The organism is Flavobacterium sp. ST-158, from assembly GCF_058309975.1.
Genome location: NZ_JBZEEN010000001.1, coordinates 377,222 through 398,851, shown reverse-complemented (window position 1 = coordinate 398,851; position 21,630 = coordinate 377,222). Strand labels below are relative to the sequence as shown.

Below are 21,630 nucleotides of genomic sequence, written 5' to 3'. Positions count from 1 at the left end.
CCTAAAGTAATAATTTATTGCAGAATTGCTAAGTTGTAAGACAAAAAAAAGACATTATTGTTTTGTAACAAACAACAATGTCTTTTTTAAGAATATATAGTTAAGAAAAGCTTAGTTTTCTTTGGTTACAATTTGCATGGTTTCAGTACCTAATTGTTTTAATAGAACTGTTTTTCCTTCGCTAACGGTTTGTGCAGCAGTGTCGTTAAAGTGTCTGATGGTGTAAAGCGTAACATTTTCGTTGTAACCTACTTTGAATTTTTTTGATAAAATAGCAAGTAAATCTTTGAAGTTGCCAAACTTGTCTTCTACACACACAGAAAAACTAATTGCCGAGTTCTGAATTAAGTTTACTTTGATTTTAAATTCGTGGAATAAACCAAAAATTTCACTGATATTTTCTTCCATGATGAATGAAAAATCAATTGAAGAAAGCGAAATTAACAATTGTTCTCTTTTTACAATAAAACAAGGCATAAAAGGCTCAAGTGTTGCTCCTTTGCTTACCACAGTTCCTTTTAATAAAGGATTGATAAAAGATTTTACGTGCAAAGGAATTTCCTTTTTTTGTAAAGGTTGTAATGTTTTTGGGTGAATTACTGTTGCTCCGTAAAAAGCTAACTCAATAGCTTCTCTGTAGGATATTTGGTTTAGCAAACTTGCATTTTCAAAATATCTTGGGTCAGCATTCATTACTCCAGGAACATCTTTCCAGATGGTTACACTTTCGGCATTTAAGCAATAAGCAAAAATAGCAGCAGTATAATCAGAACCTTCACGACCTAAAGTGGTTGTAAAATTGTTTTCGTCAGAACCCAAGAAACCTTGAGTAATATTCAAGCATTTGGTTTTGATGTTTTTAGAAATATTGCTTTGAGTTAATTCCCAATCTACTTCAGCATCACGGTAATTGTTGTTAGTTTTAACAAAATTACGCACATCAATCCATTGGGTTTCAATTCCCATGAAATTCATGTAATAGCTCAAAATAGTAGTCGAAATAATTTCTCCCATACTCACAATTTGGTCGTAAACAAAGTTGTAGTTAGGTGATTTATTGTGTGCTAAAAAATATTCTAAATCTGAAAAATGAGTTTGAACACCAGCAAAAACGGCATGGTTTTCATCTTCAAATAAATCCAATAAAATTTGATTGTGGTATTTTTTAATTTCTTGTACTGAAGCACTAAGTTCAGGTGATTTATCAAAATAATTTTTAATCACTAGCTCTAATGCGTTTGTAGTTTTTCCCATTGCAGAAACTACTAATAATACATCTTCGTAACCTGCTTTTTGCAAAACGTCATATACGTTTCTTATTCCGGCAGCATCTTTGACAGAAGCTCCACCAAATTTAAATACTTTCATATTTTATTTTCTCTAATATTGTTTTAATCTATTTTCTATAAAATTAGCAATTCCTGCTTCATCCATTTGAGCAACATGCCATTCTTTTAATACTTTAGCGCCTGTTTTTTCATAAAAATCAATCGCCGGAGTATTCCAGTCCAGTACGTTCCAATCTATTCTTTTTACCTTGTCTCTTTGAGCTTGCTTTATAATTTCAGAATACAACGCATATCCAATACCTTTGCCGCGCATACTGTTTTTTACTACTAAATCTTCTAGGTGAATTATTTTTCCTTTCCAAGTAGAATAACGGTAATAATAAAACGCAATTCCAACAATTTCCTTGTCGTTTGAATCCGAATTTATTTCGGCAACAAAAACATGAAACATGGGTTTGTCACCAAAACCATCTCTTATAAGGTCTTCCGCTGTTATTATGACAGCATCGGGCTCTTTCTCAAAATCAGCTAATTCTTGAATTAAGCTCAAAACAGCCTTCATGTCTTCTTTTTTACCGATTCTAATATTCATAAATTCCTATTATAAGGCTTTAAATTTTAACAATATGGCTTTTTAAAATTCTATAGAACTGTAAATCCTTAGCAAATATACAATACTGACAAACTAAGTAAGTTTTATTGAGTCATTATCACAAAAAAAACGATATTTGTTACTTCAAACTTTAATTATATCGATTTCGTAATGGAGGAAAGTGCTAAAACCTTAGGGGAATTTATTATTGAAAACCAAAAAGCATTTCAATATTCATCAGGAGAGTTATCTCGAATAATCAATTCAATCCGATTGGCTGCAAAAGTAGTTAGTTATAAAGTAAATAAAGCGGGTTTGGTAGACATTACCGGAGCTGCTGGTGAAACTAATATTCAAGGTGAAGATCAGCAAAAATTAGATGTTTATGCCAATGAAGTTTTTATTCAAACCTTAAAGAATCGCGAAATTGTTTGCGGAATTGCATCGGAAGAAAATGATGAGTTCATAACCGTAGAAGGAAATGATAACAGTCATAAGAACAAGTATGTTGTTTTGATGGATCCTTTAGATGGATCTTCTAATATTGATGTTAATGTGTCAGTAGGTACTGTTTTTTCGGTTTACAGAAGAATTACGCCAGTAGGAACTCCAGTTACCCTTGAAGATTTTTTGCAACCTGGAACTATGCAAGTAGCAGCAGGATATGTAATTTATGGTACATCAACAATGCTTGTGTATACTACTGGGCACGGAGTAAATGGTTTTACGTTGAATCCGGCAATTGGGACTTTTTATCTTTCGCATCCTGATATGAAATTTTCTAAAGACGGTCATATTTATTCTATTAACGAAGGAAATTATATTCAGTTCCCTCAAGGGGTAAAAGATTATATTAAATATTGTCAATCGGAAGAAGAAGATAGACCATATACGTCAAGATATATTGGTAGTTTGGTTTCGGATATTCATAGAAATATGATTAAAGGAGGAATTTATATTTATCCTACCAGTTCTAAAGCGCCCAAAGGAAAATTAAGATTGCTCTACGAATGCAATCCAATGGCATTTATTGCAGAGCAGGCTGGAGGAAAAGCATCGGATGGGTTTAGAAGAATTATGGAAATTAAACCAACTGAATTGCACGAACGAGTACCTTTTTTCTGTGGAAGTTACAATATGGTAACTAAAGCGGAAGAATTTATGCTTAAAGCAAGTAAATGATATTCATATAAAGTAATAAAAAAGCTCTTGATTGTGTTTTCAAGAGCTTTATTGTGTTGTATAAAAAGTAAAAATTACTTGTGCATGTTTTGCATTTCGTATGCAAAAGTGTCAAAATCCACTTTTTTATCTACTAAAGACATGGCTTTAGCTATAATGTAATTCACGTTGCTAGGTGTAAAACCTAAACCAACAGCAATTTTCTTTAAAACCACTTCCTGTTTGTCACCTAATTGATGGTCAACGTGGACCATTCTAGCTAAATCGTATAAACGCTCTAGTCTTTGAGAGTATAAATAAGGAGGGTTGATTGGGTGTACTGTTGGATTCTCTAAAATTTCTTCATACTCTGATGCAGAAATTTCAAGTTTCGTAGCTAATTTGTCTAAGAAGTCTTTCTCTTCGTTAGAAACAATACCATCAGCTAGAGCAACACGAACAATCGCAGAAAAATGTCCCTTATTTCTTTGTTTAAATTCGCTATCAAATAAATCTGAAAATGACATAATTATTGTGTTTTTTTTATTCGGCAAATATAATTCAATTTTTAAATTATTAATTTTCTTTTAAAAATTATTTAACGAGAAATGTTGTTTTGGTTAAAATTATTAAAAGGAATTGGAAAATTGGATTGAGGAGTTTCAAAATTAATCGTAAGTTTACAACCCCTTTATCAATTAAATAGTGTCTATGATGTCGCAATTTTTAATCTACTTTCAATTAGGATTAAAACATATTTTAAATATCTATTCCTACGATCATATTTTGTTTTTAGTTGCTTTAGCAATTCCGCTTTCTTTTAAGGATTGGAAACGTGTTTTAATATTGGTTACTTCATTTACGCTAGGGCATACCATCGCATTATTGCTTACTTTGTATGGGATTATAGCTGTCAAAGTAGCTGTAATTGAATTGCTTATTCCAATTACAATTTTAATAGTGGCTTTGTTTCATCTTTTTACAGCGGGAAAATCAGGCAAGAAAGAAAGTGTTAATTTGGTTTTCTTTATCACGCTTTTCTTCGGAATTATTCATGGTTTAGGATTTTTAAATCATTTTAAAAACATATATCGCGGAACTGCAACCTCAAAATTATTAGCTATTTTAGAATCGGGTTTGGGAATTGAGGTGGGTCAATTAGTGGTTATTCTGGTAGTTTTGATTTTAGCTTATATTGTGCAAACGGTTTTTAGGTTTTCTAAAAGAGATTGGACGTTGGTTATGTCGGCGTTTATAATTGGAGTAGTTTTGCCAATTATTATAGGGAATAAAATTTGGTTACGATAAATTATGGAACAAAAGAAATTAAATAAATACGATAAGGCTTATCTCCGTATTGCTAAGGAATGGGGGCTTTTGTCTTACTGTAAGCGCAAGCAGGTAGGAGCGATTATTGTAAAAGATAGAATGATTATTTCAGATGGTTATAACGGAACGCCTTCTGGCTTTGATAATTGCTGCGAAGATGAAGAAGGTTTAACAAGATGGGATGTTTTGCATGCCGAAGCAAATGCTATTCTTAAAGTAGCGCGTTCTACACAGTCTTGCGAGGGAGCAACACTTTATATTACGCTTTCTCCTTGCAAAGAATGTAGTAAATTAATCCATCAGTCTGGAATAAAAAGAGTGGTCTATCAAAATGGATACCGAGATGATTCTGGAATTCAGTTTTTAAAAAAAGCAGGTGTAATTGTAGATCATATTCCAGAATTAGAAGAGTAAAGTGAAAATAAACTATAGATACATACCTATTTACGTTGCTGTCATTCTTTCGATAGGAATATTTATTGGCGGATTTTTGAACTTTTCCAGTAGCAATCCTTATGCTGCTGTCAATCATTCAAAAGTCAAACTCAATAAATTAATTGATTTTATCAATAATGAATATGTAGATGAGCTCGATACGGATTCTATTGTGAATAAAACGGTCGATAATATTTTGTCGCAGCTAGATCCTCATTCGGTGTATATTCCGCCTAGTGAGCAAGCGGAAGTAGCCGAAAATATGAAAGGTGATTTTGTGGGTATTGGCATTCGATTTTATGTTTATAAAGATACGGTAGCTATCGTTGAACCAATGAAAAATGGCCCTTCGGCAAAAGCAGGAATCAAAGCTGGAGACAGGATTTTGTATGCAGATGGAGTAAAACTGTATGGACGTAAATTACCAACTGATTCTTTATTTGCAAAACTTAAAGGAAAAGAAGGTTCTCTGGTAGCTCTTACTATCTATAGAAAATCTGAAAAGAGAAAAATAACACTGACTGTCAAGCGTGGAATTATTCCAATTAAAAGTGTTGATGTGGGTTTAATGTTAAACCCAACTACAGCTTACATAAAAATCAATCGTTTTGCTGAGACTACCTATGAGGAGTTTAGGTCAAATTTGATTCGATTGAAAAAAGAAGGTGCAAAAACGCTAGTGATTGATCTTCGAGATAATGGTGGAGGTTATATGGAAGAGGCTATTGATATTGCTGATGAGTTATTATCGGATAAAAAGTTGATTGTTTTTACTAAAAATAAAAAAGGCAGGGTGGATAAAACCTATGCTACTAAAAAAGGCGACTTTGAAACCGGAAAATTATTCATTTTAATCAACGAAAATTCGGCTTCTGCTAGTGAAATTCTGGCTGGTGCAGTTCAGGATAATGATAGAGGAGTTATTGTGGGGCGTCGTTCTTTTGGTAAAGGATTGGTGCAACGCGAAATGGATTTTGAGGATGGTTCTGCAGTTCGATTGACGGTAGCGCGCTATTATACACCTACAGGAAGATCTATTCAAAAACCTTATGCTAAGGGCGCGGAACAGTATTTTAAAGAGTCAGAATTGCGATTTAAAAATGGTGAATTATACGATAAAGACAGTATAAAGGTTGCGGATAGCTTAAAGTTTAAAACCCCAAAAGGGAAAATTGTGTATGGCGGCGGCGGAATTGTTCCTGATATTTTTGTGCCACTAGAATTTGAAAATGCCGATGAAGCTACTGTTTTTTTAATGGAATCCGGTATTGTGGGGAATTTTGTTTTTGAACAATTGGATAAAAATAGAAATGATTTTAGTGGACTTTCATTTGATGAATTTCTGAGTAAAATGAATGCTACTGATAAGTATTTTTCTTCTTTTAATTTGTTTTTAGTTAAGCATGTTCCTGGTATTCAGTTGGAAAAAAGTAAAGAGGTAGTAAAACGCTATTTAAATGCTGAATTTGCTAAACAATTATTTGGTGAAAAAGCCTATTATGATATTATTCTAAAGGACGATGTGATGTTGAAAAAGGTTTTGAAAAAATAGAGAATTTTTAAAAGGTTTATCGAATACTATCGTGAGAATGGGTTTCGGTACCATTATTCCATAAAGTAAGGATATCTGTAGCAACGGCTGCACCACTTCCGGCAGCAATGGCTAGTTGGCTTCTCCATCCGGCTAAAGTTCCAATAACATAGATGCCTTCGGTAACCAGATGGTCTGTGTTTTTTAATTGTATTCTTTGTTTTTCAGGAAGTGCTTTTTGATGCGGTATCACATATTGCATTAATCCTTCGATAGCAAAAGTATTGGCAGAGCCTATTCCTACTACAACAGCTTTGGTTTTGTAATTGTTTTTATTGGTAATAACGGTAAAATTAGGAGCGCTTCCTTCAATGCGAAAAACTTTTTCGTTTTGAATTTGTGTAATGTGTGGGTAAGTCTGGCTTAAATGTTCGATACTTTCACTAAGTAACTCAGAACCTAATTTTCCGGCAGGAATTCCGTAAGCATTATTAAACAAAGCATCTTGAAGAGAGGATGATTTTTGGTGAGAAAAGATGCCTATTTTTTTATCAGACATGAATTTTTTTTCTTTTGCAGACCCCAATACTAAAGCACAGGACATTCCAGAAACACCTCCGCCAATGATTAATACGTCAAACATATATTATAGTTTGTCGTTCATTTTGTCTTCTATTTTTTTAGACATTCTAAAAATGATTAGAATCAGGATGGCGCAACAAGAAGCAGCTATTCCAATAAAAGCCACTGCATTGTCTTCCTTGAAAAGATTACTAAAATCTAATTGAGTAATGTTGAAAATGACAAGTGCTGCAGCTAAAAACACTAAGATGTTGGTAAAAATTTTCATGTTGTTTATTTTGACTTGTAACTAATAATCTGTTTTGAGAAAGAAAGAAATTCTTTATTCTGAATCCCAGATTGTTTTTACAGGCTAAATTATTGGGTAAAATTATAAAAAAATCGTTTAGATGAACAGTCCTTTAACATTAGAAGCAAATAATTTAACAGCTATAGCTAGAAGTACTACACCAAATGCTTTTCTGACTACTCCAAGTCCGTTTTTTCCTAATAGTTTTTCAATTTTGGAAGAAGATTTTAATACAATATAGACTAGAATAATATTGAGAAGGATGGCTATTACTATGTTTATAGTATGATATTGCGAGCGTAAAGAAAGTAAAGTGGTCATGGTTCCAGCTCCGGCTATCAACGGAAATGCCAGAGGAACAATAGAGGCTGAGTTGGCTTCTTCGTCTTTGTAAATACGTATTCCAAGTATCATTTCCAAGGCAATAAAAAAGAGTACAAAAGACCCCGCTACAGCAAATGAATGTACGTCAATACCTATGATGCTTAAGAAATCTTCACCTATAAAAAGGAAAACCAACATTATGATTCCTGCTACTAATGCAGCTTTTTCAGAATCAATATGGCCGTGTTTTTTTCTAAGATCTACAATTATTGGGACGGAACCTACAATATCAATAACGGCGAAAAGAACCATTCCTACGGTGATAATTTCTTTTAGGTTTATTAAGAGCATATTTTTTGTTGTTTTTGAAAAATTAATTTGGCAGGTATTGTTAATTGATTTAAATGTAAAAATAGCTAAATGTAAAATTAAATTAATCTTTTATAACCTGTTTTTTAGCCAAGCAAATATTATTCTAACGGTAGAATTATCCTTCTTTTGTTAGAGAGAGATTGATTACCTTTGTAGTCTGTAATGAAAGTGTTTAAAAGTTATGTTTCAATTAGGAAAAACAATAGTTTCTGAGGATATTTTAGAAAAGGAATTTGTGTGTAATTTGTCAGCTTGTCACGGGGCTTGCTGTATTGATGGAGATGCTGGGGCACCATTAAATGAAGAGGAAACTAAGATTTTGGAAGAAATCTATCCTAAGGTAAAGCCTTTTTTGCGAAAAGAAGGAATCGAGGCGATTGAAGCTCAGGGAACCTGGGTGAAAGGTACTGATGGAGATTTAGAAACTACTTTAATCGACAATAAGGATTGTGCATATGTTATTTTTGACGGTAAAACGGCTTTGTGTGGAATAGAGCAGGCTTACAATCAAGGTTTGGTCGATTGGAAAAAACCAGTTTCCTGTCATTTGTATCCAGTGCGTGTAAAAGATTTTACTGAGTTTGCTGCCGTGAATTATGATAAATGGGATATTTGTGACGACGCCTGTACTTTGGGTAAAGAATTGGAAGTTCCAGTGTATAAATTTGTAAAGGAAGCACTGATAAGAAGATTTGGTGAAGACTGGTATTTGGAGCTTGAAGTAGTGGCTCGAGAATGGAAAAAAGTGAAGTCAAAATAAACTATTTTTTTCTTGTTTTCTATTTTTTTAATCCTATATTTTATGCCCGTTTACAACGTTTTCGAGTTTTTAAATGATTGATTTTTAAAGGGTTGTTTTTTTTAACCAATTTGAATGTCTTTTCTGTCTTTGTTAAAAACTAGGGGGTATTGTGAATAAGTTTGGCTTTTAATTGCCGCAATATTTCACAATCTTTGTAAAGCTTCAAAAAGCAAAAAACTATCCTTAAATCTCATTAAAAATAGAATTACAATGTCGCAAATTGAACCAATTTTACAGGAGAATAAAAATCGTTTCGTAATATTTCCAATTAAACACCATGATATCTGGGAATGGTATAAAAAAATGGAGGCTAGTTTTTGGACTGCAGAAGAGATCGATTTGTCTCAGGATTTACATGATTGGAACAATAAGTTGAATTCGGATGAGAAATATTTCATCAAACACATTTTAGCTTTTTTTGCTGCTTCTGATGGAATTGTAAACGAGAATTTAGCAGAGAACTTTGTTAATGAAGTACAATATGCTGAAGCTAAATTTTTCTATGGTTTCCAAATCATGATGGAAAACATCCACAGTGAGACCTATTCACTTTTGATTGATACTTATGTAAAAGACGAAGCAGAGAAAGATGAGTTGTTCAATGCCTTAGATGTTTTTCCTGCTATTAGAAAAAAAGCAGATTGGGCTTTAAAATGGATTGAATCTGATTCTTTTGCGGAAAGATTAATTGCTTTTGCAGCTGTGGAAGGAATTTTCTTTTCAGGAGCCTTTTGTTCTATTTATTGGTTAAAAAAACGTGGTTTAATGCCAGGATTGACGTTTTCTAACGAACTAATTTCTCGCGATGAAGGAGTTCACTGTGATTTTGCGGTGCATTTACACAACCATCATTTAGTAAATAAAGTTTCTAAAGAAAGAATTAAAGAAATTATTGTAAACGCTTTAGATATTGAAAGAGAGTTTATTACTGAATCACTTCCTGTGAGTTTGATTGGGATGAACGCTGGTTTGATGACTCAGTATTTAGAATTTGTAACGGATAGATTGTTAGTAGAATTAGGTTGCGATAGAGTGTATAACACTGCGAATCCATTTGACTTTATGGATATGATTTCACTACAAGGAAAAACAAACTTCTTTGAGAAAAAAGTATCTGAGTACCAAAAATCAGGAGTTTTGAATAGTGGAACTTCTAATGATTCAGATGCTCAAAAAATATCTTTTGACGCTGATTTTTAATATAAAATAGCACTTGATTACAAGTGAAACAATATAAAAGCCTTGTGCTTTTTCGCCCAATGGGCAAAACAAAGATTACAAATAACCCAAAGCAGGGAAGGGATTCTCTGTTTTACAAAAACCAAAACCTATGTACGTAGTAAAAAGAGACGGCCACAAAGAGCCAGTAATGTTCGACAAAATCACAGAAAGAATTAAAAAACTTTGCTATGGTTTAAATGATTTAGTGGATGCCGTAAAAGTGGCAATGCGAGTAATCGAAGGATTATATGATGGAGTTTCTACGTCAGAGTTAGATAATTTAGCAGCCGAGACTGCGGCTTCGATGACTATTGCACATCCTGATTATGCTCAGTTAGCAGCTAGAATTGCTATTTCTAACTTACATTCTAATACTAAAAAGTCGTTTTCTGAGACAATGACTGAAATGTATCATTATGTAAATCCAAGAAACGGACAAAAAGCACCGTTAATTTCGGATGAGGTTTTTAAGGTTATTCAAGAAAATTCAGAATTCTTAGATTCTCATATTATTTACAATAGAGATTTTAATTACGATTATTTTGGTTTCAAAACATTAGAGCGTTCTTATTTGTTAAAAATAAACGGTAAAATTGTTGAAAGACCACAACATATGTTAATGCGTGTATCGGTTGGTATTCACTTAGATGATTTGCAGGCTGTTTTAGAGACTTATGATTTAATGTCTAAAAAGTTCTTTACACATGCTACACCAACTTTGTTTAATGCAGGAACACCAAAACCTCAAATGTCTTCTTGCTTCCTTTTGGCAATGCAGGATGATAGTATTGATGGAATTTATGATACATTAAAACAAACGGCTAAAATCTCGCAATCAGCGGGAGGAATTGGACTTTCTATTCACAATGTTCGTGCAACAGGTTCTTACATTCGTGGTACTAACGGGACTTCTAACGGAATTGTTCCAATGTTGAGAGTATTTAACGATACGGCTCGTTATGTAGATCAAGGTGGAGGAAAACGTAAAGGTAGTTTTGCGATTTATATCGAAACATGGCATGCTGATATTTTCGAATTTTTAGATTTGAAAAAGAATACTGGTAAAGAAGAAATGCGTGCCAGAGATTTATTCTTTGCCATGTGGACTTCGGATTTGTTCATGAAACGTGTACAGGAAGACGGACAATGGACTTTAATGTGTCCAAACGAATGTCCTGGTTTGTATGATGTGTATGGAGAAGAATTTGAAGCTTTGTATACGGATTATGAAGCTAAAGGAAAAGGTAGAAAAACCATCAGAGCACGTGAGTTGTGGGAGAAAATTCTAGAATCTCAAATCGAGACGGGAACGCCTTATATGTTGTATAAAGATTCAGTTAACCGTAAATCGAACCAAAAGAATTTGGGAACAATTCGTTCTTCTAACTTGTGTACCGAAATTATGGAGTATACCTCTAAGGATGAAATTGCGGTTTGTAACTTGGCTTCGCTTTCATTACCAATGTTTGTGGAGAACGGAAAATTTGATCATGAAGCTTTATTTAACGTTACCAAACGTGTTACCAGAAACTTGAACAAAGTAATTGATAGAAATTACTATCCGGTTCAGGAAGCTGAGAATTCTAACCTTCGCCATAGACCGGTAGGTTTAGGTGTTCAGGGGTTAGCCGATGCTTTTATCATGTTGCGTATGCCGTTTACAAGTGATGAAGCTAAGAAATTAAATCAGGAAATTTTCGAAACTTTATACTTTGCTGCTGTAACCGCTTCTATGGAAATGGCAAAAGAAGAAGGACCATATTCTACTTATGAAGGTTCTCCAATTTCTAAAGGAGAATTCCAACACAATTTATGGGGATTAAAAGACGAAGAATTATCTGGTCGTTGGGATTGGGCTTCATTAAGAAAAGAAGTAATGGAGCATGGAGTGCGTAACTCATTATTAGTAGCCCCAATGCCTACGGCTTCTACCTCTCAAATCTTAGGAAACAACGAAGCATTTGAACCTTATACTTCAAATATTTATACACGTCGTGTATTGTCAGGTGAGTTTATTGTGGTAAACAAACATTTATTACATGATTTAGTTGAACGTGGATTGTGGAATGAAAGCTTGAAACAAGAAATCATGCGTCACAATGGATCGGTTCAAAACATTGATGTGATTCCTCAGGATTTGAAAGAATTGTATAAAACAGTTTGGGAAATGTCAATGAAAGATATTATCGATATGTCTCGTCAAAGAGGGTATTTTATTGACCAATCACAATCATTAAACTTGTTCATGCAAGATGCTAATTATGCTAAATTAACTTCGATGCACTTCTATGCGTGGCAATCTGGATTGAAAACAGGTATGTACTATTTAAGAACGAAATCGGCAGTAGATGCTATTAAGTTTACTTTAAATAATGATAAAAAAGAACAACCTGCTGCTACTGAAGAAGTAAAAACAGATTCTATTGATATTAACGAATACAAAGCAATGATTCTGAAAGCTCAGGCTGGAGGACCAGAAGATTGCGAAATGTGCGGTTCATAACGAGCGTTAGTTATTAATTCAAAATAATTTTAAAAACAGTCATCAATTTTGATGACTGTTTTTTTGTTTTAATCAAATATTTAAATTCAGTTTGATTCCTCTTTTTGCTTATAATTCATTATATTTGAGTAGGTTGATTTAGTAAAGGATTCTTTTTTAACACTAAATTGTATAGTCATGAAAAACGAAGGATTTACAATAACAGATGAATTATACGCCACTCAATTTCAGCGTTTCCTTAATCTTTGCATCGATTTAATGTTTGTTTATATTATCGTTTTAAGTTTAGGAACGACAATCATTTTGGTAGCTTTATCCGCAAATAATTTTGAACTTTCCAACTGGGTCGAAAATCTTTCGGTTATGGAAATTGGCTTTTATGCCGTTGCGGTTGCTTTTTTATATTATTATTTTACGGAGGTTTATTTTTCCCGAACTATTGCTAAGTTGATAACACATACGATTGTTGTTAGAACAGATGGTTCTAAGCCTTCTAAAAAGACATTTTTTATTAGAACTTGTTGTCGTTTTATCCCTTTTGAAGTATTTACTTTTTTAAGTGAATTACCAAGAGGTTGGCACGATACTTTTTCTCAAACTTACGTAGTTAAAAAACGTAAACTGAATAAAATGAGAAAGCAATTTAATGCTATGGCTAATCCGGTTTAAACGTTTTTTAATGTTTGTTTCAAATTACTTATTTGGTTTGTATTAAATAGTTTTAGAGATGATTTTCCGTTTTCGCTAAATTGCTGTTTCTTTCTCCTATCTGCTGTCTCCACATAGCGTAATACAAGCCTTTTTCGGTTAATAAATCATCGTGTTTACCTTGTTCGATAATTTGTCCCTGTTCCAATACAAATATTTTATCGGCATGCATAATCGTTGATAATCGATGCGCTATCAACACTGTAATTTGATCTTTTTTGGATGAAATGCTACGGATGGTTTTGGTGATTTCTTCTTCGGTAATGGAATCTAAAGCTGAGGTAGCTTCATCAAAAAGCAATAAATGCGGATTTCTAAGTAAAGCTCTCGCAATAGACAAACGTTGTTTTTCCCCGCCAGACACTTTAATGCCGCCTTCACCTATGGTAGTGTAAATTCCGTTTTCAGCGCGTTTTAATAAATTTTGACAAGCTGATTTTTGTAAAACATCATTGATTTCCTCATCGGTAGCATTAGGTTTTACAAAAAGCAAATTGTCTTTTATGGTTCCGGAAAATAATTGTGCATCCTGAGTTACAAAACCCAATTGCTGTCTGAGTTCGGTAATGTCAATTTCCTTGGCATTTTTTTCATTGTAAAAAATAGCTCCTTCTGCCGGATTGTATAGACCTACTAACATTTTTACTAAAGTGGTTTTTCCGCTTCCGGAAGGGCCTACAAAAGCAATGGTTTCACCCACTTCTGCTTCAAACGAAATGTTTTTTACAGCATACTCTTTGGCAGTTTTGTGTTTAAAAGATACATTTTTAAAACTTAAATGGTTAATTGCTCCAATAGTTTTTGGGTTTTTTGGTGTTTTTTCGATTTTAGTATTCATCAAATCGGCAAAATTGTCCATGGAAGCTTTGGTTTCATTAAAGGTTGCAATTACATTACCTAATTCCTGTAAGGGATTGAATAGGAAGAATGAAAAGAACATCAATGTAATCAAATCACCAGGTTTGATAATGTCTTGAAAAATGAACATATAAAGGGCAAAAACCAAACTGGTTCTCATAAAATGAACAGTCGTACCCTGAATAAAACTTAAGGAGCGAATAAAGCGTACTTTTTTAAGTTCTAAACCTAGAATTTTGATTGTGGTGGCATTTAATCGGTTGATTTCCTGATCGGTTAATCCTAAACTTTTTACTAATTCGATATTACGCAAAGATTCAGTAGTTGCTCCTGCTAATGCAGTAGTTTCACCTAAAATTTCTCTGGATACTTTTTTGATTTTTTTGCCTAAAAATGAACTAATAAAGGCAATCACAGGAACGGTTACCAGAAATATTGGACCTAAAAGCCAATGAATACTTACGGCATACACAACTACAAAAACAATTCCTACTATAGATTGAAATATTAAAGAAATAGACAGCGTGATGAATTTTTCGCAGTCAATTTTTACCTTTTGGAGTTTTCCTAAGGTTTCTCCACTACGTTGGTCTTCAAAATCCTGAAAAGGTAATTGCAAGGCTTTTTGAATACCGTCGGTGTACATTTGAGCGCCTGTCCGCTGAATGATGATATTGGTAAAGTAATCCTGAAAATTTTTGGCAATTCTGGAAACCATCGCTGCTCCTAATGATAATGCCAGCCAACCCAAAACGGCTTTTACAAAATGCATTTGGTTGTGGTTAAAATTGGCAACCCCAACACCACATTCGTTTAGTAGTTTACCTATAATAATGGAATCAAATAATGAGAAACATTGGTTGATGGTTGCTAATAATAAAGCGATGTATAAAAGCGTTTTATGAGTTTTGATGTACGAATATAAAAGTTGCATAAGTTTTCTTTTTAAGAAGAAATTAAAATATAAAATTAACTGGATAAATTTATATTAATGCAAATTTAAAATATTGCATCGAAATATTTCGATATATTAAAATATATTTTTACTTTTGCCTTATGATTACCGAGTTAAATAGCAAACAAGTAGAGAAAATTTCAAAGGCATTAGGAGATCCTTATCGTTTGAAAATAATGAAAATTATTAGTAAAGGAGAAGGCTGTGTACAATGTTGTGATGTTTCTGCTGAGTTTAATTTGGCACAATCTACCATGTCGCATCATTTGAAACAATTAATAGAAGCCGATTTGTTAATTGCTGATAAAGATGGACGTAATTTAAAGTTTGAAATTAACAAAGAGGTTTGTAGTGCTTATGCCAGATACATTGGCAATTTTGGACTTTAGCTTTTTTTTGATTAAAAACATCGAAATATTTAGATATTTAAATACTTAAAATAATAAAAATATAATGTTATGAAAAAATTACAGAATAAAGTTGCTGTTGTAACAGGAGGAAACAGTGGAATAGGTTTGGCTACAGCTAAATTGTTTGCAGAGGAAGGAGCTAAAGTTGCGATCACAGGACGCAACAAAGCAACAATTGACGAAGCAGTATTCGATATTGGAAATGCTTCAATAGGATTTGTAAGTGATGTTTCGGATATCAATACTATTGACAGAACTTTCAAGACCGTAAAAGATACATTCGGAAAAATTGATGTGTTGGTTGTAAATGCAGGAGTTTTTATTGCTGCTCCCTTAGCCGATTATACTGAAGAAATGTTTGATCAAACCAGTGATATTAATTTCAAAGGGGTTTTCTTTAGTATTCAAAAAGCATTGCCTTATTTGAATGATGGAAGTTCTATAATTATTACTGCTTCTACAGTAGCGCATAAAGGTTTTGCAACTACAGCAGCTTATTCAGCTTCTAAAGCAGCCGTACGTTCTTTAGCCAGAACTTTATCAGCAGAATTATTGGATAGAAATATTCGTGTAAATGTACTTTCGCCTGGGCCAATTGATACACCAATCTTCTCAAGAGGAGGAGCTTCGGAAGAAGAAGCTAATGGAACTAAAAACCATTTTGCATCAGGAATACCAGCAAAACGATTGGGATCTTCAGAGGAGATGGCAGCTGGATTTCTTTATTTAGCTTCAGATGATTCTAAATTTATGATAGGTGGTGAATTGTTATTAGACGGAGGTGCCGCTACACTTTAATGAAATTATTTAGTTAATTATTTGTTTTAAAAAGGAGAAGCCCTAGTTGCATTGAATCGACTAGGGCTTCTTTAATAAATAAAGGAAATATAATTAGGCGGTTACTGCATTCTCAACAGTTTGACGCATTTTTTAGCAGCATTAACCATTTCAATTAAAGCTTTTTAAGTTTTCTCCCAGTGCGGGTTTTTAAACCACAATCCGGATTTACCCAAAGTTGGTTGGTAGGAATAACAGCTGCTGCTTTTTCTAGCAAATGTATCATTTCTTCATGAGATGGAACACGTGGCGAGTGAATGTCGTAAACTCCAGGACCAATTTGGTTTTGATATTTAAAATCGGCAAAAGTATCCCGCAATTCCATTTGCGAACGCTAATATTCAATGGTAATTACATCGGCATCCATGTCGGTAATGTTTTGAATGATGTCGTTAAATGCACTGTAACACATGTGCGTGTGAATTTGTGTGTCATCAGCTACTCCGCTAGCCGAAATTCGGAATGCTTTAATAGCCCAATCCAAATAATTAGCCCATTCTTCTTTATATATAGGCAATCCTTCACGAATAGCCGGTTCGTCAATTTGAATGATTTTGATACGGCTTTGTTTACGTGTTTTTGTTTTATAAAATCATAAAATAAACCGTATTTTTGATTTTTAATTAAGAATAATAAATCTACAATCTAAAATCAACATGAACTGGGAACAATTATTATCTTTAAAACGACAAGGCGACACAAGCAAGCGATTACGAATTGAGCAAGATGATACAAGATTAGGATTTGAAGTAGATTATGATCGTATTATTTTCTCAGCAGCTTTTAGAAGTTTACAAGATAAAACTCAGGTAATTCCTCTTTCTAAAACTGATTTTGTGCACACTCGTTTGACACATAGTTTAGAAGTTTCGGTTGTGGGACGTTCTTTAGGTCGTTTAGTTGGAAAAAAAATCATAGAGAAATATCCACATTTAAAAGAAGTTCATGGTTTTCATATGAACGATTTTGGAGCTATAGTTGCAGCGGCTTCTTTGGCGCATGATATTGGGAATCCTCCTTTTGGTCATTCAGGAGAGAAGGCTATTGGAGAGTATTTTTCGAATGGAAAAGGAAAAAAATACCAAGAGTATTTAACACCAAAACAATGGCAGGATTTAATTGATTTTGAAGGCAATGCCAATGGTTTTTCCGTTTTGACATCTAGTCGTCCAGGAATTGAGGGAGGACTCCGAATTTCTTATGCAACTCTTGGAGCTTTTATGAAATACCCAAAAGAGAGTTTGCCAAAAAAGCCAACCCGAAATATTGCCGATAAAAAATATGGTTTCTTTCAGGCAGATGCAGCATTTTTTCAGGAAGCAGCTCAGGATATGGGATTGATTCCTAATAAATCAGGAGAAGATATTGGTTTTGAAAGGCATCCACTTGCTTATTTAGTAGAAGCTGCTGATGATATTTGTTATACAATCATTGATTTTGAGGACGGAATTAATTTAGGTTTGGTCTCTGAAGATTTTGCATTGGAATACCTAATTAAGTTAGTGAAAGACAGTATTAATACCTCAAAATATAAAACTTTAGAAACCAAAGAAGATCGTATTAGTTATTTGCGTGCTTTGGCAATTAGTAGTTTAATCAACGATGCTGTAAAAGTATTTATTGCTAATGAAGAAGCTATTTTGCAAGGTAAATTTCCTTTTGCATTAATGGATAAGAGTAAGTATAAAGCACAAATGGATGATATTATCAAAATCAGTATTGATAATATTTACCAAAGCCGAGAAGTTATCGAAAAGGAATTGGTTGGGTACCAAATTATACAAACCCTATTGGATAAATTTATTACAGCTTACGATAATAAATTTAATGGTACAGCTTCTAATTATGATAAATTAATCTTGAAATTACTGCCAGAAAAGCACCATCTAGAAAAAGAAAATTTATACGATCGATTATTACATATTTGCCATTATGTTTCTTTGCTAACTGACGGAAATGCCTTGGAATTATATGAAACAATAAACGGTAGAAAGAAAAGATAAAGACTTAGACTTAAAAAGCATAAGTAAGACCAACCCCTAAAACTTGTTTAATTTGAGTTTTAGGGCCTTCGTTTACAGTGACTCCGTCAACTTCAGTTTTGTTTTTGATATCGTCATCATATAGAATTCGTGCCCCAATGTTAGCTTTTACATATTGGTTTACAACTAGGTTTAAGGCTAAATCACAATCCACGTCAACATTTCCAAAATTATTAAGATAATCTGAGTATAAACTTAGCGTGTTTACAAAAACTACATTTTTTGCTATTTCTTTTTTATAGTTGTTCGTAAATAAAATTCCTAATTCGTTTTTGGCTCTTTTTCCTTTGGTAAGTAGGTTTCCATCTGCGTCGTAAGTGGCTTTTTCAACACCAAATGCTCCTTTGTTTGCTAAAGTTTGATCCCAGACAAAAGTAGCTTTGTAGGTAAAAGGAGAAAAGTATATCACTCGTCTTTTATCTTTGGTGCTGTTTTCTGCTCCTGTTCCTAAAAACATGTAGGCTGGAGCAAACAATCTGGAGATAGGATTTTCTTTGTCCGGATATTTGTAACCGTTGGTAAATTGAGTATTAAAATTAAGTTTAGCTGAATGAAACCAATTGCTTTCAGGATCTTTTCGGTAACCAAAAGTAGAGTTAAATCTAAAAGCATCGTCAGTTTTTCTAATTTCTATTCCATCTTGTTTGTTCATTCCGTATCGAATACTCAGTTCGTTTACCCATTTCACCAGTTTTTTTTCATAGGTGCGGTTAAAATCACCTTTTAACAAACCAGAAACAGAGTTGGTACCACCGGCACTCCAATTGACAAAAGCAATTTCGGAAATATCAAATCCCAGTACATTTTTCTTACTCCAGTTAGAAGGTAATGGTGTTATAATTGGTGGAGGTGCAATTTGTCTAGTAGCCAAAGTATACTTTAGTTTTTGCGGTTCTGGCTTTCTGTAAAAGTTATCATTCAATACTGGGAGAATGATAATTTTAACATTATTATCGGTTGTATCAATTTCAGTCTGAGAAAAAACAGCACTGTTAGTTAGGGATATAAATGCAATTATAATATAGCTAAGGTTTTGTATTTTCATTATTAAATTGAGATTTAAGTTGCGCAAATTACTTATTTATATAACTTAAAAAAAGTAATTTTAGTGTTTTAACGTCAATTCCGCAATTTTGTTGTAGCTGATTTACAGTTCCTTGCTCAATAAAATTATCTAAAATACCTAATGTTTTAATACTAGAATGATAATTGTTTTGAGCAGCAAATTCAAGAATTCCACTTCCGAACCCACCAATAATTGTGCCATCCTCTATTGTGATGATGAATTTGAATTTTTGAAAAATGTCATGCAATGTTTTTTCGTCCAATGGCTTAATGAATCCAAAGTTATAATGTGCAATTTGTTTTGGATTATCAATTTCATCTAGTGCTAAACGAACATTGTTTTCTATTGTTCCAGTAGACAAAATAGCTATTTCAGATCCGTTTTTTAAACAATTGGCTTTGCCAATATTGATGGCTTGATAGTTACCAAAATGTTCTTTTTTCCAATTAGAAATTATGCCGCGACCTCTTGGGTACCTGATTGCAATAGGTTGTTCTAAGCCCAATTGAGCTGTATATAAAATGTTTTGCAAAGCAATTTCATTAGCAGGAGCATAAATCATTAGGTTAGGTATGCAACGCAAATAAGCAATATCAAAAACGCCGTGATGGGTAGCTCCATCTTCGCCCACTAGTCCGGCTCTGTCTAGACAAAAAATTACAGGTAGTTTTTGTAAGGCCACATCATGGATGACTTGGTCGTATGCTCTTTGTAAAAAAGTGGAGTAAATATTGCAATAAACAATCATTCCCTGAGTTGCCATTCCTGCAGCTAAAGTTACAGCATGTTGTTCGGCAATTCCCACATCAAAAGCGCGTTCTGGAATGGCATCCATCATAAATTTTAGAGAACTACCCGAAGGCATGGCTGGTGTGATACCGACTATTTTTTTGTTTTTTTGTGCCAAATTTAGAATGGTCAAACCAAAGACATCTTGGTATTTTGGCGGAAGATTTTCTTCTGATTTTGGTATAATTTCTCCCGTTGTAGCGTCAAATTTTCCTGGTGCATGGTATTGCACTTGGTTTTCTTCGGCTTGTTGCAATCCTTTTCCTTTGGTGGTAATTACGTGAAGAAATTTAGGCCCTTTTATTTTTCGTAAACGCTTTAATTCTTTTATTACGGCAAAAATATCGTTACCATTAATAGGTCCCGAATAATTAAAATTCAAGGATTTAATCATGTTGTTTTGCCTTGGGTTCTTACCTTCTTTTACAGCGGTAAGATAATTTTTCAAAGCACCAACGCTTGGATCAATTCCAATAGCGTTGTCATTTAGAATGACTAACAAATTAGCATCTGTTACTCCAGCATGATTGAGCCCCTCAAAAGCCATTCCTGAGGCTATAGAAGCATCACCAATAACTGCTATATGTTGTTTTTCGAAATCACCATTTAAATTAGATGCAATTGCCATTCCCAAAGCTGCCGAAATAGAAGTGGAAGAGTGTCCTACGCCAAAGGCATCATAAATACTTTCGCTTCTTTTAGGAAAACCCGAAATCCCACCTAATTGTCTGTTAGTGTGAAAATTTTCTCTTCTCCCAGTTAGGATTTTGTGTCCGTAAGCCTGATGACCTACATCCCAAATTAAAGCGTCTTCTGGCGTATTGAATACATAATGCAAAGCAATCGTTAATTCGATAACACCTAAACTAGCTCCTAGATGTCCCTCTTTTACCGAAACAATATCGATGATAAAGTCGCGTAATTCCTGCGCTACTTGTGGAAGTTGTGCTTCGTTAAGTAGGCGTAAATCGTTTGGTGTTTGTATGTTTGAAAGTAAATTTTTCAGCATAGTGCAAATGTACAAATTGAATGCTGTATTTTTGTTGCATGGAGAACATTTTCACAGACGAGTATTTTATGAAAAAAGCTTTGCAGGAAGCAGAAGCCGCTTTTGAACAAGGTGAAATTCCTGTTGGAGCTGTGATTGTAATCAATAACACCATTATTGCCCGTAGTCATAATTTAACCGAAATACTCAATGATGTTACTGCTCATGCCGAAATGCAATCTATAACCGCAGCCGCAAATTATCTAGGTGGAAAATACCTCAAAAACTGCACTCTTTATGTCACTCTGGAACCTTGCCAGATGTGTGCCGGAGCTTTGTATTGGAGCCAAATCTCTAAAATTGTTTTTGGAGCGAGTGATGCCCAACGCGGTTTTGAAAAAATGGGAACACAGTTACATCCTAAAACTACAGTGGTTCGAGGTATTTTAGCCGATGAAGCTGCGGACTTAATGAAACGTTTTTTCTCTTCCAAAAGAAAATAGTTTGTTTTCTTAGACTATAAGTTAGAATATCCCATTGATTTGTT

At 33.7% G+C, this 21,630-nt stretch carries 21 protein-coding genes and 1 pseudogene; 12 read left to right on the top strand and 10 right to left on the bottom strand.

Annotated features, from left to right (window positions below; genetic code table 11):
* Positions 1–111: 111 nt before the first annotated feature.
* The gene (locus tag AC4FRF_RS01700) at positions 112–1,368 is read right to left on the bottom strand and encodes an aspartate kinase (RefSeq protein ID WP_491157711.1); all 1,257 of its coding nucleotides are present in this window, start codon (positions 1,366–1,368) and stop codon (positions 112–114) included.
* A gap of 12 nt (positions 1,369–1,380) precedes the next feature.
* Positions 1,381–1,881: a GNAT family N-acetyltransferase gene (locus AC4FRF_RS01695; protein ID WP_491157710.1), complete on the bottom strand. Its 501-nt coding sequence runs from the start codon at positions 1,879–1,881 to the stop codon at positions 1,381–1,383.
* A gap of 171 nt (positions 1,882–2,052) precedes the next feature.
* Between AC4FRF_RS01695 and fbp the strand changes: the two genes are divergently transcribed.
* Positions 2,053–3,063 (top strand): class 1 fructose-bisphosphatase, encoded by a 1,011-nt coding sequence (gene fbp / locus AC4FRF_RS01690; protein ID WP_491157709.1) that lies wholly within the window; start codon positions 2,053–2,055, stop codon positions 3,061–3,063.
* A gap of 74 nt (positions 3,064–3,137) precedes the next feature.
* On the opposite strand, the gene AC4FRF_RS01685 is transcribed toward fbp, so the two are convergent.
* Positions 3,138–3,569 carry a TerB family tellurite resistance protein gene (locus AC4FRF_RS01685; protein WP_491157708.1) on the bottom strand — a complete coding sequence of 144 codons (432 nt, stop codon included), beginning with the start codon at positions 3,567–3,569 and terminating at the stop codon, positions 3,138–3,140.
* A gap of 187 nt (positions 3,570–3,756) precedes the next feature.
* Between AC4FRF_RS01685 and AC4FRF_RS01680 the strand changes: the two genes are divergently transcribed.
* From AC4FRF_RS01680 to AC4FRF_RS01670, 3 genes are read left to right on the top strand one after another with little or no spacing between them, the layout of a single operon-like run.
* The gene (locus AC4FRF_RS01680) at positions 3,757–4,350 is read left to right on the top strand and encodes a HupE/UreJ family protein (RefSeq protein WP_491158290.1); all 594 of its coding nucleotides are present in this window, start codon (positions 3,757–3,759) and stop codon (positions 4,348–4,350) included.
* Positions 4,351–4,353: 3 nt separating this feature from the next.
* Positions 4,354–4,785, top strand: a complete 432-nt coding sequence (locus AC4FRF_RS01675) for a deoxycytidylate deaminase (protein WP_491157707.1) — start codon at positions 4,354–4,356, stop codon at positions 4,783–4,785.
* Position 4,786: 1 nt separating this feature from the next.
* Positions 4,787–6,358, top strand: a complete 1,572-nt coding sequence (locus AC4FRF_RS01670; RefSeq protein WP_491157706.1) for a S41 family peptidase — start codon at positions 4,787–4,789, stop codon at positions 6,356–6,358.
* Positions 6,359–6,374: 16 nt separating this feature from the next.
* On the opposite strand, the gene AC4FRF_RS01665 is transcribed toward AC4FRF_RS01670, so the two are convergent.
* From AC4FRF_RS01665 to AC4FRF_RS01655, 3 genes are all read right to left on the bottom strand, one after another.
* Entirely contained in the window at positions 6,375–6,980 is a 606-nt protein-coding gene (locus AC4FRF_RS01665; protein ID WP_491157705.1) for an FAD-dependent oxidoreductase, read from the bottom strand.
* A gap of 3 nt (positions 6,981–6,983) precedes the next feature.
* Positions 6,984–7,187 carry a hypothetical protein gene (locus AC4FRF_RS01660; protein WP_491157704.1) on the bottom strand — a complete coding sequence of 68 codons (204 nt, stop codon included), beginning with the start codon at positions 7,185–7,187 and terminating at the stop codon, positions 6,984–6,986.
* Positions 7,188–7,304: 117 nt separating this feature from the next.
* Positions 7,305–7,883, bottom strand: a complete 579-nt coding sequence (locus AC4FRF_RS01655; protein WP_491157703.1) for a MarC family protein — start codon at positions 7,881–7,883, stop codon at positions 7,305–7,307.
* A 202-nt stretch (positions 7,884–8,085) separates the two neighbouring features.
* Here AC4FRF_RS01655 and AC4FRF_RS01650 point away from each other — a divergent pair, with 202 nt between their 5' ends.
* The 4 genes from AC4FRF_RS01650 to AC4FRF_RS01635 all read left to right on the top strand — a co-directional run bounded on the left by AC4FRF_RS01650 (position 8,086) and on the right by AC4FRF_RS01635 (position 13,099).
* Positions 8,086–8,664: a DUF3109 family protein gene (locus tag AC4FRF_RS01650; protein WP_491157702.1), complete on the top strand. Its 579-nt coding sequence runs from the start codon at positions 8,086–8,088 to the stop codon at positions 8,662–8,664.
* A 252-nt stretch (positions 8,665–8,916) separates the two neighbouring features.
* Entirely contained in the window at positions 8,917–9,906 is a 990-nt protein-coding gene (locus AC4FRF_RS01645; protein ID WP_491157701.1) for a ribonucleotide-diphosphate reductase subunit beta, read from the top strand.
* Between the two features lie 130 nt (positions 9,907–10,036).
* Positions 10,037–12,430, top strand: a complete 2,394-nt coding sequence (locus tag AC4FRF_RS01640; RefSeq protein WP_491157700.1) for a ribonucleoside-diphosphate reductase subunit alpha — start codon at positions 10,037–10,039, stop codon at positions 12,428–12,430.
* A 177-nt stretch (positions 12,431–12,607) separates the two neighbouring features.
* Entirely contained in the window at positions 12,608–13,099 is a 492-nt protein-coding gene (locus AC4FRF_RS01635; protein ID WP_491157699.1) for an RDD family protein, read from the top strand.
* Positions 13,100–13,151: 52 nt separating this feature from the next.
* Here AC4FRF_RS01635 and AC4FRF_RS01630 read toward each other — a convergent pair whose 3' ends face one another.
* Positions 13,152–14,930 carry an ABC transporter ATP-binding protein gene (locus AC4FRF_RS01630; RefSeq protein ID WP_491157698.1) on the bottom strand — a complete coding sequence of 593 codons (1,779 nt, stop codon included), beginning with the start codon at positions 14,928–14,930 and terminating at the stop codon, positions 13,152–13,154.
* Between the two features lie 122 nt (positions 14,931–15,052).
* On the opposite strand from AC4FRF_RS01630, the gene AC4FRF_RS01625 reads away from it, so the two are divergent.
* Together AC4FRF_RS01625 and AC4FRF_RS01620 are read left to right on the top strand one after the other, a co-directional pair.
* On the top strand, positions 15,053–15,340 hold the full coding sequence (locus AC4FRF_RS01625) for an ArsR/SmtB family transcription factor (protein ID WP_491157697.1): 288 nt from the start codon (positions 15,053–15,055) through the stop codon (positions 15,338–15,340).
* Positions 15,341–15,409: 69 nt separating this feature from the next.
* A complete protein-coding gene (locus tag AC4FRF_RS01620) occupies positions 15,410–16,159 on the top strand; it encodes an SDR family oxidoreductase (protein ID WP_491157696.1) in 750 nt (249 codons plus the stop codon).
* A gap of 93 nt (positions 16,160–16,252) precedes the next feature.
* Here the strand turns inward: AC4FRF_RS01620 and AC4FRF_RS01615 are convergent.
* Positions 16,253–16,757 (bottom strand): annotated as a pseudogene (locus AC4FRF_RS01615) (5-methyltetrahydropteroyltriglutamate--homocysteine S-methyltransferase); the annotation flags it as partial.
* 97 nt (positions 16,758–16,854) lie between these two features.
* Here AC4FRF_RS01615 and AC4FRF_RS01610 point away from each other — a divergent pair.
* Entirely contained in the window at positions 16,855–18,201 is a 1,347-nt protein-coding gene (locus AC4FRF_RS01610) for a deoxyguanosinetriphosphate triphosphohydrolase (RefSeq protein WP_491157695.1), read from the top strand.
* Positions 18,202–18,211: 10 nt separating this feature from the next.
* Here the strand turns inward: AC4FRF_RS01610 and AC4FRF_RS01605 are convergent, their stop codons facing one another.
* Both AC4FRF_RS01605 and AC4FRF_RS01600 read right to left on the bottom strand, forming a co-directional pair.
* Positions 18,212–19,285 carry a DUF3078 domain-containing protein gene (locus AC4FRF_RS01605; protein WP_491157694.1) on the bottom strand — a complete coding sequence of 358 codons (1,074 nt, stop codon included), beginning with the start codon at positions 19,283–19,285 and terminating at the stop codon, positions 18,212–18,214.
* A gap of 28 nt (positions 19,286–19,313) precedes the next feature.
* Positions 19,314–21,104 (bottom strand): 1-deoxy-D-xylulose-5-phosphate synthase, encoded by a 1,791-nt coding sequence (locus AC4FRF_RS01600; RefSeq protein WP_491157693.1) that lies wholly within the window; start codon positions 21,102–21,104, stop codon positions 19,314–19,316.
* Between the two features lie 38 nt (positions 21,105–21,142).
* Here AC4FRF_RS01600 and AC4FRF_RS01595 point away from each other — a divergent pair, with 38 nt between their 5' ends.
* Positions 21,143–21,586 (top strand): nucleoside deaminase, encoded by a 444-nt coding sequence (locus tag AC4FRF_RS01595; RefSeq protein ID WP_491157692.1) that lies wholly within the window; start codon positions 21,143–21,145, stop codon positions 21,584–21,586.
* Positions 21,587–21,630: the final 44 nt, after the last annotated feature.

Excerpts from the sequence above, each read along its gene's own strand:
- AC4FRF_RS01700 (WP_491157711.1), bottom strand. The coding sequence starts at position 1,368 with ATGAAAGTATTTAAATTTGGTGGAGCTTCTGTCAAAGATGCTGCCGGA.
- AC4FRF_RS01695 (WP_491157710.1), bottom strand. The coding sequence starts at position 1,881 with ATGAATATTAGAATCGGTAAAAAAGAAGACATGAAGGCTGTTTTGAGC.
- fbp (WP_491157709.1), top strand. The coding sequence starts at position 2,053 with ATGGAGGAAAGTGCTAAAACCTTAGGGGAATTTATTATTGAAAACCAA.
- AC4FRF_RS01685 (WP_491157708.1), bottom strand. The coding sequence starts at position 3,569 with ATGTCATTTTCAGATTTATTTGATAGCGAATTTAAACAAAGAAATAAG.
- AC4FRF_RS01680 (WP_491158290.1), top strand. The coding sequence starts at position 3,757 with ATGTCGCAATTTTTAATCTACTTTCAATTAGGATTAAAACATATTTTA.
- AC4FRF_RS01675 (WP_491157707.1), top strand. The coding sequence starts at position 4,354 with ATGGAACAAAAGAAATTAAATAAATACGATAAGGCTTATCTCCGTATT.
- AC4FRF_RS01665 (WP_491157705.1), bottom strand. The coding sequence starts at position 6,980 with ATGTTTGACGTATTAATCATTGGCGGAGGTGTTTCTGGAATGTCCTGT.
- AC4FRF_RS01660 (WP_491157704.1), bottom strand. The coding sequence starts at position 7,187 with ATGAAAATTTTTACCAACATCTTAGTGTTTTTAGCTGCAGCACTTGTC.
- AC4FRF_RS01655 (WP_491157703.1), bottom strand. The coding sequence starts at position 7,883 with ATGCTCTTAATAAACCTAAAAGAAATTATCACCGTAGGAATGGTTCTT.
- AC4FRF_RS01650 (WP_491157702.1), top strand. The coding sequence starts at position 8,086 with ATGTTTCAATTAGGAAAAACAATAGTTTCTGAGGATATTTTAGAAAAG.
- AC4FRF_RS01645 (WP_491157701.1), top strand. The coding sequence starts at position 8,917 with ATGTCGCAAATTGAACCAATTTTACAGGAGAATAAAAATCGTTTCGTA.
- AC4FRF_RS01640 (WP_491157700.1), top strand. The coding sequence starts at position 10,037 with ATGTACGTAGTAAAAAGAGACGGCCACAAAGAGCCAGTAATGTTCGAC.
- AC4FRF_RS01635 (WP_491157699.1), top strand. The coding sequence starts at position 12,608 with ATGAAAAACGAAGGATTTACAATAACAGATGAATTATACGCCACTCAA.
- AC4FRF_RS01630 (WP_491157698.1), bottom strand. The coding sequence starts at position 14,930 with ATGCAACTTTTATATTCGTACATCAAAACTCATAAAACGCTTTTATAC.
- AC4FRF_RS01625 (WP_491157697.1), top strand. The coding sequence starts at position 15,053 with ATGATTACCGAGTTAAATAGCAAACAAGTAGAGAAAATTTCAAAGGCA.
- AC4FRF_RS01620 (WP_491157696.1), top strand. The coding sequence starts at position 15,410 with ATGAAAAAATTACAGAATAAAGTTGCTGTTGTAACAGGAGGAAACAGT.
- AC4FRF_RS01610 (WP_491157695.1), top strand. The coding sequence starts at position 16,855 with ATGAACTGGGAACAATTATTATCTTTAAAACGACAAGGCGACACAAGC.
- AC4FRF_RS01605 (WP_491157694.1), bottom strand. The coding sequence starts at position 19,285 with ATGAAAATACAAAACCTTAGCTATATTATAATTGCATTTATATCCCTA.
- AC4FRF_RS01600 (WP_491157693.1), bottom strand. The coding sequence starts at position 21,104 with ATGCTGAAAAATTTACTTTCAAACATACAAACACCAAACGATTTACGC.
- AC4FRF_RS01595 (WP_491157692.1), top strand. The coding sequence starts at position 21,143 with ATGGAGAACATTTTCACAGACGAGTATTTTATGAAAAAAGCTTTGCAG.